Below are 16,088 nucleotides of genomic sequence, written 5' to 3'. Positions count from 1 at the left end.
TAAAATTATTTAATCCCGAAATATTAATGTGTTTGTTTATGTGAACAAATGGTTAATTATGAATAAAGGCCGCCGTTAACAGAAATTACCTCGGCAGTAATGTATGATGCCTCGGGCGACGCCAAAAAGCCAACTACGCTGGCCACTTCTTCGGGGGTGCCAAAGCGTTTAATAGGTATCATGGATTTAAGCTCTTTTTCATCCAGGCCTTCGGTCATGTCGGTTTTAATAAAGCCGGGGGCAACTGCATTAACGGTGACCCCGCGGCGGGCAATTTCCTGCGCCAGGGCCTTGGTTGCCCCAATTACACCAGCCTTTGCAGCCGAGTAATTTACCTGGCCGGGCAAGCCTTTTAAGCCCGATAAAGATACCACGTTGATAATGCGGCCATATTTTTTAACCAGCATGCCGTTTAAAATAGCCTGGGTTACGTAAAAGAAACCTCCTAAACTGGTATTTAATACACTGTCCCACTGCTCGTCTTTCATCCACATCATCAGGGTATCATCCTTAATGCCGGCATTATTTACCAACACTTCAATATATTTTTCGGTATTAGCTTCAACCCAGCCGCCCAATACGGCGCGAATATCTTCCTTGCTGGCTACGTCAAATTTCATAACCTCGCCATCACCGCCGTTTTCTTTAATTGCGGCTAATGTGTTGTTGGCCTCGGTTTCATTGCTTTTATAATTAATAAGCACGTAGTAGCCCATAGTGGCCAGTTTATAGCAAATGGCCCGGCCTATGCCTCTTGATCCGCCTGTTACTAATGCACATTTCATTATCCAGATGTGTTAAATTGTTACGTAAAGAATATGCTTTGCAATTATAAAATGTGGGAGTTTCTCTTTTTAATCAGGTGTACGTGCTCGGCTTTTTCAAAGTATTGCTTTACGTTCACCATATCCTTATACTTTGGCTTATCCTCAATAAACTTAGGGAATATAGCCCGCAGGTCGGTATAAACGGTATGGGTTGTTGGCGAGAGTTTTTCGCTGCAATCCAGGTGATCGATTGCCTGTAAAATAGCCATCATTTGTATGGCCAGCACTTCAAAAGTATTATCGATAACGCGCTTGGTCATTAATGCCGCGTTGCAGCCCATGCTTACAATATCCTGGTTATCGTTATTATTAGGGATGCTGTGCAGGTACATTGGGTACGATAGGGTCTGGTTTTCGGCAGTGGTTGATGTAGCTGTAAACTGCATACCCTGCATCCCAAAGTTAAAGCCCAATACGCCCAGGTTAACAAAAGGCGGGAATTTGTGGTTCAGCTTCTCGTTCAGCAGGTAGTTTAACTGTCTTTCGGAAAGCATGCACAGTTTAGTAATAGCTATTTTCAGCTTATCCATAGCCAGAGAAACATAATCGCCATGGAAGTTGCCACCATGGAAAATGTTTTTGGCTTCGTGGTCAATAACCGGGTTATCATTTACCGAGTTCAGTTCGTCGGTAACTACACGCTCAACCTCAAAAATGGTATCGTAAACCGGGCCTAAAACCTGGGTTACGCAGCGCAGGGAATAGTATTCCTGAACCTTATCCAAAAATACTTCCTGGTTTAAGTTATCGGGATTATACAAGTGCTCCGAACGATCGCGGATCATTTTGCTGCCGGTAAGCACATCGCGCATAATAGCAGCCACTTCGTTTTGGCCGCGGTGGTGTTTTACCACGTTAAGCTCGTAAGAGTAATGATCATCAAAAGCCTGCACCACCTCGTTTATCATAGATGATAGTACGATTGACCATTCCAACAGTTTTTTGGCCTGGATGATGTTTACCATACCAATACCCGTCATGGCCGATGTGCCATTGATAATGGCTAAACCTTCGCGAATTTTTATAGATAGCGGCTCGATGCCCAACTCTTTAAACAATTCAGCTGTATCGTGTTGTTCGCCTTTATAGCCCGATTCCCCTTCACCTATTAAAACCAGTGCCAGGTGGGCCAGTTGCACCAAATCGCCGGATGCGCCTACGCCACCATGTTCAAATACATTGGGGGCAACATCTTTATTAATCAATTCGGTAAGCAGCTCGGGCAAATCGGTGTGTACGCCCGAACGGGCCTGCATAAAGCTGTTGAGGCGGGCAATCATTAGGGCCTTAACCAGCAGGGGTTGCATTAAATTACCGCCACCCGAAGCATGGCTGCGGATGAGGTTATATTGTAGCTGCAGCAGGTTTTCTTCGCTTACCTTATATTGGGCCATTGGGCCGAAGCCGGTGTTGATGCCGTATATGAGCTTGTTGGACGAGAAACCCTGCAAAAACTGGTAATTAACCTCAACATTCTTAACAACCGATGCATCCAAGCCAACTTCCTCACCATCAAACAGAATCTTAGAAAAATCATCGGCAGTAAGGTACCGCCCCCCGATATGTATCATGAACTAAAATTATTTTATTATTAAAAAGAGAAATTCATTAAAAATTCACACAAAAAACGTCCGAAAATAGGATAATTATTTCAAATATGATACTATTTGGCGTCTTTATTCCCGGTTTACCACAAGCAAATAATGCAGGGATAAGTTATTGAGTCGCCCGTTTAAAATACGCAGACGCATAACCATTAAAAAAAGTTACAGGAATATTGATTTGGAATATTCAGGCACGAAAAGTAACTGCCGAAATGAGCGTAAAACCTCCCCGGATACCTGTTACCGGTTTAAAACATAAAACATTTCAAACATTTTAAGGTTTAAAAAACGAACCCTGGGTTTAAGGGTTGATGCAAATAGTTGGAATTTAAACATTTATTATTATACTGATAGTGCAGCAAAGGAATAGAAGTAGCCGGTTTTATATATTAGTAAATATTTTATTATTGCCTGTATTTGTAGCTATCCAAAGCTACGCTTACGGGCAGGAGGTGGTACCTCATGATACCCTTAAAACAGATTCGGCAAAACACCACGCCGATTCGGTAAAGTTTCAGAAAAAAGCCAACGATGTTTCAAAACAGTATGATTTTGGCAACCTGGTAACAGATATTCTTCACCCCAAAAAGAAACCCGATTCTGTTTTCAAAAAACCCTCTGGCATAACCGTTATCCCCAATATTGCATCTAACCCCAGTATCGGGTTTCAACTGGGCATTAAGGCCGTAGCTGGCCGCAAATTGGGTAACGATCCCAATACATTACTATCGGTTGCTGCAACTTCGGTATCCTATACCACAAAGGGCATCCTTTATTTTTATATCAACCATAATGTTTACACGCCAGGCAACAAGTGGAATTTTCAGGGTAATATAGTAGCAGCCAAAAGTGTTACACCCGATTTTGGTTTAGGAATAGGTTTGCCGGATCCCGGCGGCAGCGCGGCCGACCAGGCGCTTGTTAACGCCAGCCGCAAAGGCCGGGCGTATCATTCCATATATTTAAACCTGAGGGAAAAGGTGTATAAGGAAGTAGAAAAAAACCTGTTTGTGGGTGCAGGGGTCTCGTTTGATATCCGTACCAAAATTCAGGATAAGGCAGATACCACCAACCATTTAACCCCCTATAATATTTACAGCGACGAGCACGGTTTTAAGCGGGATAGCTACAGAGCCGATGGTTTGCTTTTTAACGTACAATACACCACCCGCGATAACCAGAACCGCGCCTATAAGGGAATTTATGCGGATGCTGGTTTCCGGGTTAACCAAACCTGGATGGGCAGTACCAAAAGCGCGGTACAGTTTACTACCGATTTCAGGAAGTATTTCAGTTTATCATCAGAAAACCCGGAGCACGTTATTGCCTTTTGGAACTGGGGATCGTACCTGGTTACGGGCGATATTCCGTACCTGGAACTGCCGGGCACAGCTAAAGATGGCAGTTTCCGCAGTGGCAGGGGCTATACCACCGGTTATTTTAAGGGTACCAGGTTTAACTACAGCGAAGTTGAGTACCGTTTCCCTATCCTCAAAAATAAATTTATCAGCGGGGTAGCTTTTTTTAGCGAACAAACCGCAAATGACGAAGCCGGTACTAAACTGTTCCAAAAATTTCAGCCCGGTGGCGGTGGCGGGTTACGGGTGCTGTTTAACAAAGCTACCCGCACCAATTTATGCCTTGATTATGCTTTTGGCAAATTTGGTTCAAAGGGTTTCTTTTTGGGATTGAATGAAGCTTTTTAAAAGAGTATGGCGTTTGATTAAAATGGGGTGTTTTGTCGCGCAAAGACGCTAAGAAGCAAAGAAAAAGGTCGTTATTACTTCGTGCCTACACATTCGCTTGAACGCTGGCTACGACTCACCCGGCCGACGCTGCGCTGGGCCACCCTCTCTCCGGCTGCGCCGCAAAGAGGGTGGAGGAAATAAAAAAAATATTTTTCTTCGCCCCTCTATGCGGCGCAGTCGGAGAGAGGGGCAGACGGGCGAAGCCTCGTCGGGGTGAGTCGTTGCCGCCATGAAATTGCTTTTCCCGTTTTTCCGTCTTTGTGCGAAATGGCTATTTTTTAATTTGAATTAAAAACATTAACTGCAGGTAGTGTACCACCCCGTACCAGGGTGTATCCCATACCGGTACACACACTTTGTTGGTTATACGTAGTACCTAAAAATATATAAAGCCCGGTTTTATTATGCTGCCTTCTTTACCAAAAAACGTTTCCTGAGCCACTCGCGAACGGGCTCGTCATACAATTTAAGGCAGGCATAAGCAATGGCAATACTGCTAACCAACACCAGCGACCCAATGCAGAGGCTGTAACCCATGGGTACTTTGTTATCAACCACCCAGGCGGTATACCAATAAATTAGCGGATAGTGGGTGATATAGATGGGATATGATATATCGCCAAAGAACTTACACACTTTGTTTGCTGTTTTGCCGGTTAGCTCGCCGCCTGCCCCAATGGCCACAATCAGCGGGAACATAATAATAATAACAAAGGCTTCATACAAACCGTTCATCCAAAGATGCTCGGGGCCGCCAATCCTGGGGATGGCCAATACCACAAAAACAAGGATGCTGCATACCGCGAAAGCTCCTTTAATATGAATCAGCTTTCCTAAACGCGAAAGCAACACCCCCGCAAAAAACGGATATAGCAACCGCGTAAAACCTATGCTCAGCTGTTGTTTATTAATGCTCCAACCACCTATAACATCCCCTTGCGGCTTTGTTATTTGGAAATTAATTACCAGGTAGTTGATAAGCAAGCCGGCAAATATGGCCACAAACATGGCCAGCACTGTTTTTGAAAACCTGCGGACAATAACCGCGTACAGAATATTGGCTATATATTCAAAAAACAGCGACCAGGCAGGGCCATCCAGGGGGTGCATTTCCTGCCAGCCACGTATATCCATAGATATAGGTATCGGGATAAGTGTACAGCCAATCACCATAACCAGTAGCATTTTCCAAACCGGCGTAGCGCTTATCAGCGGGAACATGGTAGGCGATGCCTGCAAATAAAAAAATATTGCCCCAATAATACTACCCATAATAACCATGGGCTGTAAACGGATAAGCCTGCGTTTGTAAAACTCCCATTGGCCCATTTTTCCCCAGCGATCATCATAAGCATAGGCCACCACAAAACCCGAAAGCAGGAAAAAGAAATCGACAGCCAGGTAGCCGTGATTAATGATCTGGGCGAAGCGGCTGCCGCCGTTATTAGCCTCCAAAACGTGGAAGGCCACCACCAGCAGGGCGGCTACGCCACGCAGTCCGTCTAAAATTTTATAATGGCTTTTGGATTCAAGGTACGCAGGAGTTTGGGTCATTGGTTTAAATTGGCTAAAGGTTTTGTTGTGTGAGCTATAAAAATGCCTTATTTTATTGAAAAAACAAGAAATGAAATATAATAATCGGTTTTATTACATAACTAAGGCCGTTTACGTTGTACTACCCTAAACTGCCGGCCTTATTTTACCCGGCCGTCAGCCAACATTTATTACTTTATTTGCATTTTACAAAATGCCGGTATTGGTAAGCACAAAAAATGAACAATCTGAAAAAGGAACTATATGACTTGTGTGTAGCCCACGTTCGCAGGAGTATGGATGCCGCCGAACTGGCAATCAGCGAAGCGCAAAAATCATCAAACGACGATACCAAAAGCAGCGCCGGCGATAAATACGAAACCGGGCGCGAAATGGCGCAGCAGGAAACCAACCGCAACCTGGCCCAGCTTAACGAAGCCAATAAATTACTGGTCGCCTTAAACCGTATAGGTACTACAGGCAAGTCGGCAACTGCCGAGGCGGGCAGCGTGATCATTACCAATAACGGCAATTTTTACCTGGCTATAAGCGCCGGGGCTTTATCGCTTCATGGCAAAAACTATTTCGCGGTATCGCCGGGCTCGCCCGTGGGCATAAAGCTTACAGGTACAAAAGCAGGCGATAGCTTTACGCTGAATGGCAAAACGTATGTAATTGAATCTGTATACTGATTTAAGTCTTAAGTCAGAAGCACAAAGTTGGGAGTCGAAAGTGGGGCTAAGACTATCCGTCAATTTATCATTGACACGACATTGGCTTAACCGCTGACTGCGTCGTATCAATGTAACCGGGCGTTTATGCCATCTGTATTAAACCCAATAACTAATAAGCAATGTTGAATCCGGAACTTTGTAAGCTATCCCGGTAAGGCACTATCGGATGCCTATCTAATATCTCTGCCCCACGCTTTGAGAAAAATATATAAAACAAAATAATCTACCGCTGTTTCGTATATTAAATATACATACAGGTTATTTCCAGGATATTGAAAATTATTTGGCTCGAATTTGCCACATCTAATCAGTGCGGTCCTTTTTTAATAATAAACGATATTACTTTTATAAACTATGCCATATAAATAAGGGTGCTTTTGGTAACCAGCCAAAGCAAATTATATTTTAATAGTTAAAAAGGCTTGTTTTTAACCTAAAATCAATAAAAATCAACTTTTTTTTAAAATAAAACCATCCATTCATAAAATCATGCAGTAATCATCAAATATCTATTACTATATTTGATGTTAACAAAACTGGGCAAATAAAACAACCTTGCCTTTTATAAATTAAAGATTGATGAACATATTTGTAGGAAGCCTTCCTTTTCAATTAGAGGAAGCCGATTTAAAAGAGCTTTTTGAAGCGTACGGTGAAGTAAGCACTGTAAAGATTATTATTGACCGTGAATCTGGCAGAAGCAAGGGTTTCGGATTTGTTGAAATGCCTGATGACGAAGCTGCACAATTAGCTATCACTGGTTTAAACGGATCAGATGTAAAAGGAAGATCGATTGCTGTTAGCCAGGCCGAAGACAAAAAACCACGTGACAACCGTGGTGGCGGTGGTTATGGCGGCAACCGTGGCGGCGGTGGCGGCTATGGCGGCGGCGGCAACCGTGGCGGTGGCGGCGGTGGTTATTCAAAAGATAGCCGTGGCGGCGGCGGTGGCAGCCGTTGGTAAATTATAAATAAACAAAGTGCCGGGTATTGGTACCCGGCACTTTGCTGTTAATAATACATCTACTTACTATTACTTTTTTGGGATTGGTTTAGCGGGTTTTTACCTGCTGTGATAGTACTATATCAAAAAACCAGGCTTATGTTATTTTTCCGGCGATGATGCCTGCGGTAGTTTAACCTCAAATGTGGCGCCCTGTCCCGGAACCGAAAATATATTAAACGTTCCATTAAGGCTTTCAACCAGGTGCTTTACAAGCGCCAGGCCAAACCCATATCCATTTTCGCCACCGGTACCATTGGTTGATGTGGCGTTGCCCCGCAATATGGTGGCTATTCCATCGGCATCCAGCCCAACGCCGGTGTCGGTTACTTTTATCTGTAGTACGTTTTCGTTTCTTTTTTCAATCAAATCCAGGTCAACAGTAACTAAGCCATTATTCGGGGTGAATTTGATGGCGTTCGAGATCAGGTTGCCGGTTATCTGTAGTAATTTATTTTTTGAAAATGGAATGGTTTCTGATGCCGACGACGTATTTACCGTGAACGTTATATGCTTGTTCATAGCCTGTGGCACATAAAGTTTTTCCAGCTTGTCTTTAAATACCACCTGGTTAAACTCATTTCCCTTCAATTCGGGTACTTTCTTATCTTTTTTATCCGCGCTTAAAATTTCATCTGCAAGCTCCAGTATCGAACGGCCGCTTTTATGGATCAGGTTCATAAACTCCAGTATCTCATCCATCTGGTTTTCATCGCCCTGTTCACGTATCAGTTGCGCCAGGCCAATAATGCCACTTAAAGGTCCGCGAATATCGTGCGCTACTTTTTTCTGTGTTTGTTTAGCTTCAGATAAATTGTTCCGCAGGTCATCAATTACTTTAATGTATTTAAGCCTGTTCACAATTTCGCCGGCAATGATCTTCAACAACTCCACCTTTTCGGGGTTAAGTGTTTTTGATGAGTGCGCGTCAACTACGCATAAAGCACCTATGTTATGGTTATCTACATTAAGGGGGATACCATAATAATAGCGCAGATGTGGCCCGCCGGTAACGTATGGCCTGTCTTTAAACCGCTCGTCGGCACTCAGGTCGGCAACTTCCATATTGTCATCACTCATTAACAGGTACTGACAAACAGATTCCTCGCGCGGCATTTGCTCCAGGTCCATGTTATGGGTAGATATGGTCCATTGGGTATAAGAATCGATAAGGTTAACCAACGACATTTCGGTGCCGGCAACTTTTGCAGCAAGCTTGGTTAAATCTTTAAAACTATCGGCATGGGCGCCATAGTCCAAATCAAATTCCGACAGGGTCATTACCCTGTCCATTTCATTTTCGGGGATTGGGGGAGTAAACATACAATCAATTAGTTACGGCCTTATACGTGAGTTTACGATCAATAGTTTATAAGAATTTTGCACAACAGCGGTACAAAACACCTGTATTGTAAAACATTGGTTGCTGTTGCTGCATTTTACTAAAAATACGTAATTTAACATTTCCAAAAGCCTACTATTTATGGAAAGTAAAAAATCTTGTACCGGGCCGGATGATGGCCTGGATGTGAAGGATAGTTCACGCAGAAATTTCCTGAAGCAATCAACCCTGCTAACCGCTGTGGCCCTTACTCCAGGAACAGCCATGAAGGCCGCCGCCGGCCATGTAGATGAGCAGATTGCCTCCGTTTTTGAAAAAATGCCGTTAAAAATGCAGGTAAACGGAAAACAGCAAAACCTATCCGTTGAGCCACGATCAACCCTGCTGGATATTTTACGCGAACAACTCGACCTGACCGGCACCAAAAAGGGCTGCGATCATGGCCAATGCGGAGCCTGTACCGTTCATGTTGACGGGCACCGCGTGAACTCCTGCCTTACACTGGGCATTATGATGAATGGTAAAAAAATTACCACTATTGAGGGGCTTGCCAAAGGCGATAAGCTACACCCCATGCAGGAGGCCTTTATAAAACATGATGGTTTTCAGTGCGGATATTGCACTCCTGGGCAAATCATGTCGGCGGTGGCCTGTATCCGTGAAGGGCACGCCAACTCCGAACGCGAGATCAGGGAATATATGAGCGGTAATATTTGCCGCTGCGGCGCTTACCCCAATATAGTAAATGCTATACAGGAAGTAAAAGATGGGGGGATGGCCGTATGAAACAGTTTCAATATGTAAAGCCCACCACATTACAGGCAACATTGGATGTAATTGGCAAACCCGGCTCAAAAATTATTGCTGGCGGTACCAATCTGGTCGACCTCATGAAACGAGGCGTAATAGCGCCTGATAAACTAGTTGATATCAATCAGTTGCCGTTAAGGAACATAGGCGAAACTATGGGAAACGTCATGACGCTATCTATAAGTGCTTTAGCATTGAATAGTGAAGTAGCCGAAAATGAACGGATAAAGAAACTATTCCCTTTGTTGTCAATGGCACTTAATGCCGGCGCTTCGCCACAGTTGCGTAATATGGCAACGGTTGGTGGTAATATGATGCAACGTACGCGTTGTGGCTATTTTTATGATACCACAATGCCTTGTAATAAGCGCCTGCCCGGAAGCGGCTGTGGGGCAATGGAAGGCGTTAACCGGATGCATGCCATTTTTGGCGCGAGCGATCAATGCATAGCCGTGCACCCCAGCGATATGTGCGTGGCCCTTGCGGCCTTGGATGCCACGGTTAAAGTGGCTAGCCGTAAAGGCATTCGTTATATTTCGTTCACCGATTTTCATCGCCTGCCGGGTAAGACGCCACATTTAGATAATAATCTGGCCTTTGACGAATTGATAGTAGACATTAATATTCCGATTAACAACTTTGCCAAAAACAGCTACTATTTAAAAATTCGCGACAGGCAATCATATGCCTTCGCACTGGTTTCGGTGGCGGCGGCCCTTGAAATAGATAACGGGCTGATAAAAAATGCCCGGCTGGCCATGGGCGGCGTTGCCCACAAACCCTGGCGGCTTTTTGATGCCGAAAAATCGCTTGTTGGCAAACCTGCAACGGAAGAAAACTTTGCACATGCAGCACAACTGGCTATGCAGGGGGCTATAGGCCATGGCGGTAATTCATTTAAATTAAAATTGGCGCCGGCCACCATTACCGAGGCTTTAAAACATGCAGCAGGCTTAGTTTAACATCACCATGAAAACAGCGATAGACAAAACGATGCCCTCATCGTCAGAAGGCATGAGCCGCGTAGACGGGCGGTTAAAAGTAACCGGCGCAGCAAAATACTCGGCCGAATACACACCTGCAGGCCTAACCTACGGCGTTTTGGTTGGCAGTACCATAACCAAAGGCCGCATTATAGCTATAGATACCAAAGCGGCTTTGAAAGCCCCGGGGGTATTAGCGGTACTCACCCATTTAAACGCACCCAAAGTGCCAGGCGACCAGCCTGAAAAGGATAAAAAGGCAGCGGCTAAAGGCGCGTTTAAGGTTTTTTATGACGATAAAATATATTACAACGGGCAGCCTGTTGCCATAGTAATAGCCGATACTTTTGAGCGTGCGCTATTTGCGGCATCACTGATAAAGGTAGAATACAAGGCCGAAAAGCATATCACCAGTTTGTCCGATAATATGGACAAAGGTTTCCCTCCACATGGCGATGGTACTTATAAACGAGGTGCCGAAAACGCCTGGAAAACAGCCCCATTTAAACTGGAGCAGGAATATATTGTGCCTACGGTAACGCACAACCCAATGGAGCTGCATGCCATTATTGCCCGTTGGGACGCGGATGACAAATTGAGCGTTTGGGATAAAACCCAGGGTGTAAAAGATACCCAGCAGGATTTGGCCAACCTGTTTAAACTCCCAAAAGAAAATGTGCAGGTACACTCGGAGTTTGTTGGCGGCGCATTTGGCAGCGCTTTGCGTACCTGGCCGCATGAGGTAGCCGCTATTATTGCAGCCAAAGTTGTAAAAAGGCCGGTAAAGGTGGTTTTAAGCCGTGCCGATATGTTTACATCGGTAGGTTACCGCCCGTTTACCTGGCAAAAAATTGGCATTGGCGCCACTGCCGATGGCAAGCTTACCGGTATTACCCATGAAGCAGCCGGGCAAACTTCATCGTACGAAAATTTTACCGAAGGGCCAACCCGGGTAAGCCAGGATTTGTACGCCTGCCCTAATGTAAACACCAAATACCATATTGTGGCATTGGATATTGCTACCCCTACCTGGATGCGCGGCCCAGGCGAGGCAACGGGCGCATTCGCGCTGGAATCGGCCTTGGATGAGCTATCCTATCAATTAAAAATAGACCCTGTTGAACTACGGATCCGTAACTATGCCGAAAAGGACCCGGGTAGCGGCAAGCCATTCTCGAGTAAGTTTTTGAAAGATGCATACGAGCTGGGGGCCGATCACATAGGATGGAAAAACCGTAAACAGGAACCCGGCACGGTAAAAGAGCATGGCTGGTATGTTGGCTACGGCATGGGGGGCGGCATGTTTGGCGCCTATCGGGATAGGGCAACAATAAAAGCTACAATGAAGGCCGATGGAACCTTATTGCTACAAAGCGCGGTAAGCGATATTGGCCCCGGTACCGGTACGGCCATGGTGCTCATAGCAGCAGAGCAAATGAACATGCCGGCAGAAAAAATAAGGTTTGAATTGGGCGATTCTTCATTACCCAATGCCCCAACGCAGGGAGGTTCTGCTACTACAGCAAGCGTTGGCTCGGCGGTATATAAGGCCTGTGCCGATTTGAAGGAGAAGTTTCAAAAGCTGATTGGCAACGGCGGAGCCGATAATCCCGATTATGTAAAAATATTAAAAGAGCATAACCTGGCTTCGCTGGACGTTACTACGGAGACTGACGGCGGAAACGGAATGCATACGTATGCCATGAACTCCTGGTCGGTACATTTTGTAAAAGTTTTGGTGAACGCTGCAACCGGTGTTGTTAAAATTGACAAGGTTGCCTGCGTATCCGATTGCGGCCGCATTATTAGCCCTAAAACGGCGCGTAGCCAGGTAATAGGCGGTGCTATTGGAGGGATTGGGATGGCTTTGATGGAGGAGTCGGTTATTGATCACCGGTATGGCCGGTATATCAACAATAACTTTGCCGATTATCACGTACCGGTAAATGCCGATATCCCGCAGATAGATGCCCTGTTTGTAAACAAGCCCGACCCCATCATTAACCCGATGGGCGCCAAAGGCATGGCCGAAATAGCCCTCATTGGCATGGCCGCCGCCGTAGCGAACGCGGTATACAATGCAAGCGGAAAGCGGGTACGGGAGCTGCCGATAACACCGGACAAGGTGATGGGGTAGTGAGTCCGACTTAACATGCTATAGAGTTAAGGAAGCAAGGACGATTAAATATCGAACACTGAACGTCCAATATCGAATGATGAAAGAAAAACTTCGGTGTTGGGCATTCAAAATTCAGTGTTCGATATTATTTTTGATTCTGTTGGATATTAACTTAATGACCTGGAATCTTTCCCGAACCTTAATAGCCAATTTCTGCTCTATAGGGATATCTGAAAACGAGTTAGTTGGCAACACAAATCAATTAGCCAACGTAATTGCTATTGAAAATAACTCAAAACTCAACCCATGAAAAAATTAGCCGTATTAACGTTACTAATCGCTTTTGGCTCATTCACCTTTGCACAAAGCAAAAAGGTGGTTTGCTGTGCCAACCCTTCATCAACCCAGCGTTTTGCCATGCTGGCCTCAAACCCAATGTTCCGGATGGCACATTTAAAACCGCTGCCTGTTCGTTTCCAAAGCAGCATCGGGACAAACATCACCTATAAAACACCCGATGGCAAAACAGCTACCGCTTATTTGTTGAAAGCTAAAAAGCCCACCAATAACTATATCCTGGTGATCCATGAATGGTGGGGGCTGAATGATTACGTAAAACGCGAATCGGAGAAAATTTATAACGACCTGGGCAACGTAAACATTATCGACCTTGACCTGTACGATGGTAAAGTAGCTACCGACCCTAAAGATGCCGGCAAATTAATACAGGCCCTTGTTGAAGACAGGGCCAAAGCCATCATCAATGGAGCCATAGCTTATACCGGCCCCCGTGCACATATCGCAACTATCGGCTGGTGCTTTGGTGGCGGCTGGAGCCTGCAAACAGGCTTGCTTGCCGGCAAACAACTGGTTGGCAGCGTTATGTACTATGGCATGCCCGAGCAGGATGTAACCCGCCTTAAAACATTGCACGGCGATGTATTGGGCAACTTTGCCAACAAAGATCAATGGATTAACCCCAAAGTGGTGGGCAAGTTTAACGACGATATGAAAGCCGCTGGCAAAAAACTGTACCTGCACCAATATGATGCCGATCACGGCTTTGCCAACCCCAGCAACCCGGCCTATAACAGCGATGCTACCAGGGATGCCTATGCCAATACCTTGGCGTTTTTTAAAGCAAGGTTAAAATAAACAAAAATGCTAAAGTTGCGTTATTGGGAGGCAAGTTAATCCTTGCCTCATTTTTTCGTAACATTGCATAAATTTTTAACTGCTTGACCACCTCTACCAAGAAAATAGTTTCCTACCTACTTAAAGCCGGTATAGTAATAGTAGCTGCGTTGTTTATTTACAGGCAGTTTTCTAAAAAAAACAATGACCTGAAGGAGTTTGAGCTATTGATTTCAAACATTAGTGCCACCAGGGTGATCGTAACCATGTCTGTAGTGGTGTTATTGATGTTTGTTAACTGGTTCCTGGAAGCCTTAAAGTGGCGCTATGTGAGCAAAACACTAATCAATATTACCTTTTGGGAGGCTGTTGAAGCCGTTTTTTGCGGCCTTACCTGGGCCGTTACCACGCCAAACCGCATTGGCGAGTATGGTGGCCGCGTTATGTTTTTGCCAAACCGCAAACGTATCCCCGGTATTTTTGCCATGGCGGTGGGCTCTTTTAGCCAGGCGCTTATAACCAATGTGCTGGGCATTGTCTCGATAGCATGGTTTATTGCAAGCTTTATTCATGAAAAAATTTGGGGCTATGCCGGGGTGGCGGTTGTTTTAGGCATCCTTGTAGTAGTGCAGCTCATCATTTACTTTCATATCAAATGGGTAGTTAATGTGCTCGACAGAATTTCATTTATCAGGAAATTCCATCGATTTTTTGAGGTTTTGGGCCGGTATAAAACACATGAGCTGATCAGGATCATGGGCTTTAGTTTGTTAAGGTATATTACTTTCACTACGCAGTATTACCTTATTTTTCAAATGGTGGTGCCGCAAATGCAGGTTGGGCCCATGCTGCTGGTGCTGATGTTGTTTTTCTTTGTAACATCCGCCTTACCATCGCTTGATCTTTTTGATATCGGCGTACGCGGGTTTACAGCCGCCCATCTTTTTGTGTATATAACCGATCAAAAGCTGGCCGTTATATCGTGTGTTTCATCAATATGGCTTATTAATTTATTTATTCCTGCTATTTTAGGTTCTTTATTTGTTTTTAAACTCAAATTCTTTGATCGCAACGCTTAGTATAATCTCGTTATTGTTTACAGCCTTTTACCTGCTGTTTGTAGTTTACATCATAAAAGGGTGGTTCAACATAAAAACTACAACGGCGGTAAACAAAACATCTTTTAATACCAGGGTAACTATACTTATAGCGGCCCGCAACGAAGCCGAAAGTATCCATTTAACCATCGGCGACATACTGGCCCAGGATTACCCCAAACATTTGCTTGAGGTTATTATTGTCGACGATCACTCTACAGACAACACCGCTGCTATTATCGGGAGTTTTGCAGACCAGGGCATTACCCTGCTAAAGCTCAATGAAAACGAGCCATTAAATTCCTATAAAAAAAAGGCCATAACCGAGGCAATCCAATTATCAACCGGCGAACTAATGGTAGCCACAGATGCCGATTGCCGGATGGGCAGCAAATGGATATCAACCATTGTAACTTACTACGAAACCGAAAATCCGGTGCTGATCTCGTCGCCGGTGACATTTTTCCAGGAGAAATCGGTATTTGAGCTGATGCAGACATTGGAGTTTTCGTTTTTAATAGGCATTGGGGCTGCGTTTATTGGTAATGGCAGGGCATCAACCTGTAACGGCGCCAACATGGCCTATCGTAAAGATGTATTTAACGAAGTCGGGGGCTTTAAAGGCATTGATCAGCTGGCATCGGGCGATGATGAATTGCTATTGCAAAAGGTGGCGGTACGCTACCCCGGGCGCATTGGTTTTATCAAGCAAACAGATGCCATTGTGTACACCCACGCAAAGCCTAATTTAAAGGAGTTTATGCAGCAACGTAAGCGATGGGCATCAAAATTTACCATGTATAAGGATAAAAAGATCGTTATTATCGCGCTTATCTTCTGGCTTTTTAATATCTCTATACTGCTGAATTTTTTCCTGGGGTTGTTTTTTGCCGATATTTTTAAGCTTTTTTTGGCGCAGTTTTTACTGAAATATTTTTTTGAAGCTATTTACCTGATACCTGTTACCTCATTTTTTAAGCGCAGCTACCTGGTTAGCCTGCTTATAATTACCATACCGGTACACGTTGTTTACCTGGCCTATATGGGCTTAATAGGCAGCAATAAAAAGTACCAATGGAAAGGCCGCGAGGTTAGGTAGCCCCGGTGATTTTTAATGTCAATGTAATTTGTAGCCCGGCCGATTGCTTATTGTGC

13 protein-coding genes are annotated in these 16,088 nt (G+C 44.7%); 9 read left to right on the top strand and 4 right to left on the bottom strand.

Annotated elements, in window-relative coordinates:
• Window positions 1-56: 56 nt before the first annotated feature.
• Window positions 57-785 carry a flexirubin biosynthesis SDR family reductase FlxB gene (gene flxB / locus AC1DXF_RS16690; protein ID WP_477449859.1) on the bottom strand — a complete coding sequence of 243 codons (729 nt, stop codon included), beginning with the start codon at window positions 783-785 and terminating at the stop codon, window positions 57-59.
• A 44-nt stretch (window positions 786-829) separates the two neighbouring features.
• Window positions 830-2,398 (bottom strand): flexirubin biosynthesis tyrosine ammonia-lyase FlxA, encoded by a 1,569-nt coding sequence (flxA, locus tag AC1DXF_RS16685; protein ID WP_477449858.1) that lies wholly within the window; start codon window positions 2,396-2,398, stop codon window positions 830-832.
• Between the two features lie 440 nt (window positions 2,399-2,838).
• On the opposite strand from flxA, the gene AC1DXF_RS16680 reads away from it, so the two are divergent.
• Entirely contained in the window at window positions 2,839-4,137 is a 1,299-nt protein-coding gene (locus tag AC1DXF_RS16680; protein ID WP_477449857.1) for a BamA/TamA family outer membrane protein, read from the top strand.
• A gap of 444 nt (window positions 4,138-4,581) precedes the next feature.
• On the opposite strand, the gene AC1DXF_RS16675 is transcribed toward AC1DXF_RS16680, so the two are convergent.
• On the bottom strand, window positions 4,582-5,733 hold the full coding sequence (locus tag AC1DXF_RS16675) for an acyltransferase family protein (protein WP_477449856.1): 1,152 nt from the start codon (window positions 5,731-5,733) through the stop codon (window positions 4,582-4,584).
• 218 nt (window positions 5,734-5,951) lie between these two features.
• Here AC1DXF_RS16675 and AC1DXF_RS16670 point away from each other — a divergent pair, with 218 nt between their 5' ends.
• Entirely contained in the window at window positions 5,952-6,404 is a 453-nt protein-coding gene (locus tag AC1DXF_RS16670) for a 3-oxoacyl-ACP synthase (RefSeq protein WP_477449855.1), read from the top strand.
• Between the two features lie 621 nt (window positions 6,405-7,025).
• Window positions 7,026-7,409 carry an RNA recognition motif domain-containing protein gene (locus AC1DXF_RS16665; RefSeq protein WP_477449854.1) on the top strand — a complete coding sequence of 128 codons (384 nt, stop codon included), beginning with the start codon at window positions 7,026-7,028 and terminating at the stop codon, window positions 7,407-7,409.
• 141 nt (window positions 7,410-7,550) lie between these two features.
• Here AC1DXF_RS16665 and AC1DXF_RS16660 read toward each other — a convergent pair whose 3' ends face one another.
• Complete coding sequence (locus AC1DXF_RS16660) at window positions 7,551-8,771, bottom strand: GAF domain-containing sensor histidine kinase (protein ID WP_477449853.1); 1,221 nt, start codon at window positions 8,769-8,771, stop codon at window positions 7,551-7,553.
• A 160-nt stretch (window positions 8,772-8,931) separates the two neighbouring features.
• On the opposite strand from AC1DXF_RS16660, the gene AC1DXF_RS16655 reads away from it, so the two are divergent.
• The 6 genes from AC1DXF_RS16655 to AC1DXF_RS16630 all read left to right on the top strand — a co-directional run bounded on the left by AC1DXF_RS16655 (window position 8,932) and on the right by AC1DXF_RS16630 (window position 16,032).
• Window positions 8,932-9,576 carry a (2Fe-2S)-binding protein gene (locus AC1DXF_RS16655; RefSeq protein ID WP_477449852.1) on the top strand — a complete coding sequence of 215 codons (645 nt, stop codon included), beginning with the start codon at window positions 8,932-8,934 and terminating at the stop codon, window positions 9,574-9,576.
• The gene (locus AC1DXF_RS16650) at window positions 9,573-10,562 is read left to right on the top strand and encodes an FAD binding domain-containing protein (RefSeq protein WP_477449851.1); all 990 of its coding nucleotides are present in this window, start codon (window positions 9,573-9,575) and stop codon (window positions 10,560-10,562) included. The genes AC1DXF_RS16655 and AC1DXF_RS16650 overlap by 4 nt, the downstream gene beginning before the upstream one ends.
• 7 nt (window positions 10,563-10,569) lie before the next feature.
• Window positions 10,570-12,720, top strand: a complete 2,151-nt coding sequence (locus AC1DXF_RS16645; RefSeq protein ID WP_477449850.1) for a xanthine dehydrogenase family protein molybdopterin-binding subunit — start codon at window positions 10,570-10,572, stop codon at window positions 12,718-12,720.
• A 288-nt stretch (window positions 12,721-13,008) separates the two neighbouring features.
• On the top strand, window positions 13,009-13,857 hold the full coding sequence (locus tag AC1DXF_RS16640; protein ID WP_477449849.1) for a dienelactone hydrolase family protein: 849 nt from the start codon (window positions 13,009-13,011) through the stop codon (window positions 13,855-13,857).
• 83 nt (window positions 13,858-13,940) lie between these two features.
• Window positions 13,941-14,915: a hypothetical protein gene (locus AC1DXF_RS16635; protein WP_477449848.1), complete on the top strand. Its 975-nt coding sequence runs from the start codon at window positions 13,941-13,943 to the stop codon at window positions 14,913-14,915.
• Window positions 14,899-16,032, top strand: a complete 1,134-nt coding sequence (locus tag AC1DXF_RS16630; protein WP_477449847.1) for a glycosyltransferase family 2 protein — start codon at window positions 14,899-14,901, stop codon at window positions 16,030-16,032. Before AC1DXF_RS16635 ends, AC1DXF_RS16630 begins: the two co-directional genes overlap by 17 nt.
• Window positions 16,033-16,088: the final 56 nt, after the last annotated feature.

The sequence above is a fragment of the Mucilaginibacter sp. P2_A5 genome (assembly GCF_056404995.1).
This window is presented reverse-complemented; position numbering and strand designations above follow the sequence as displayed.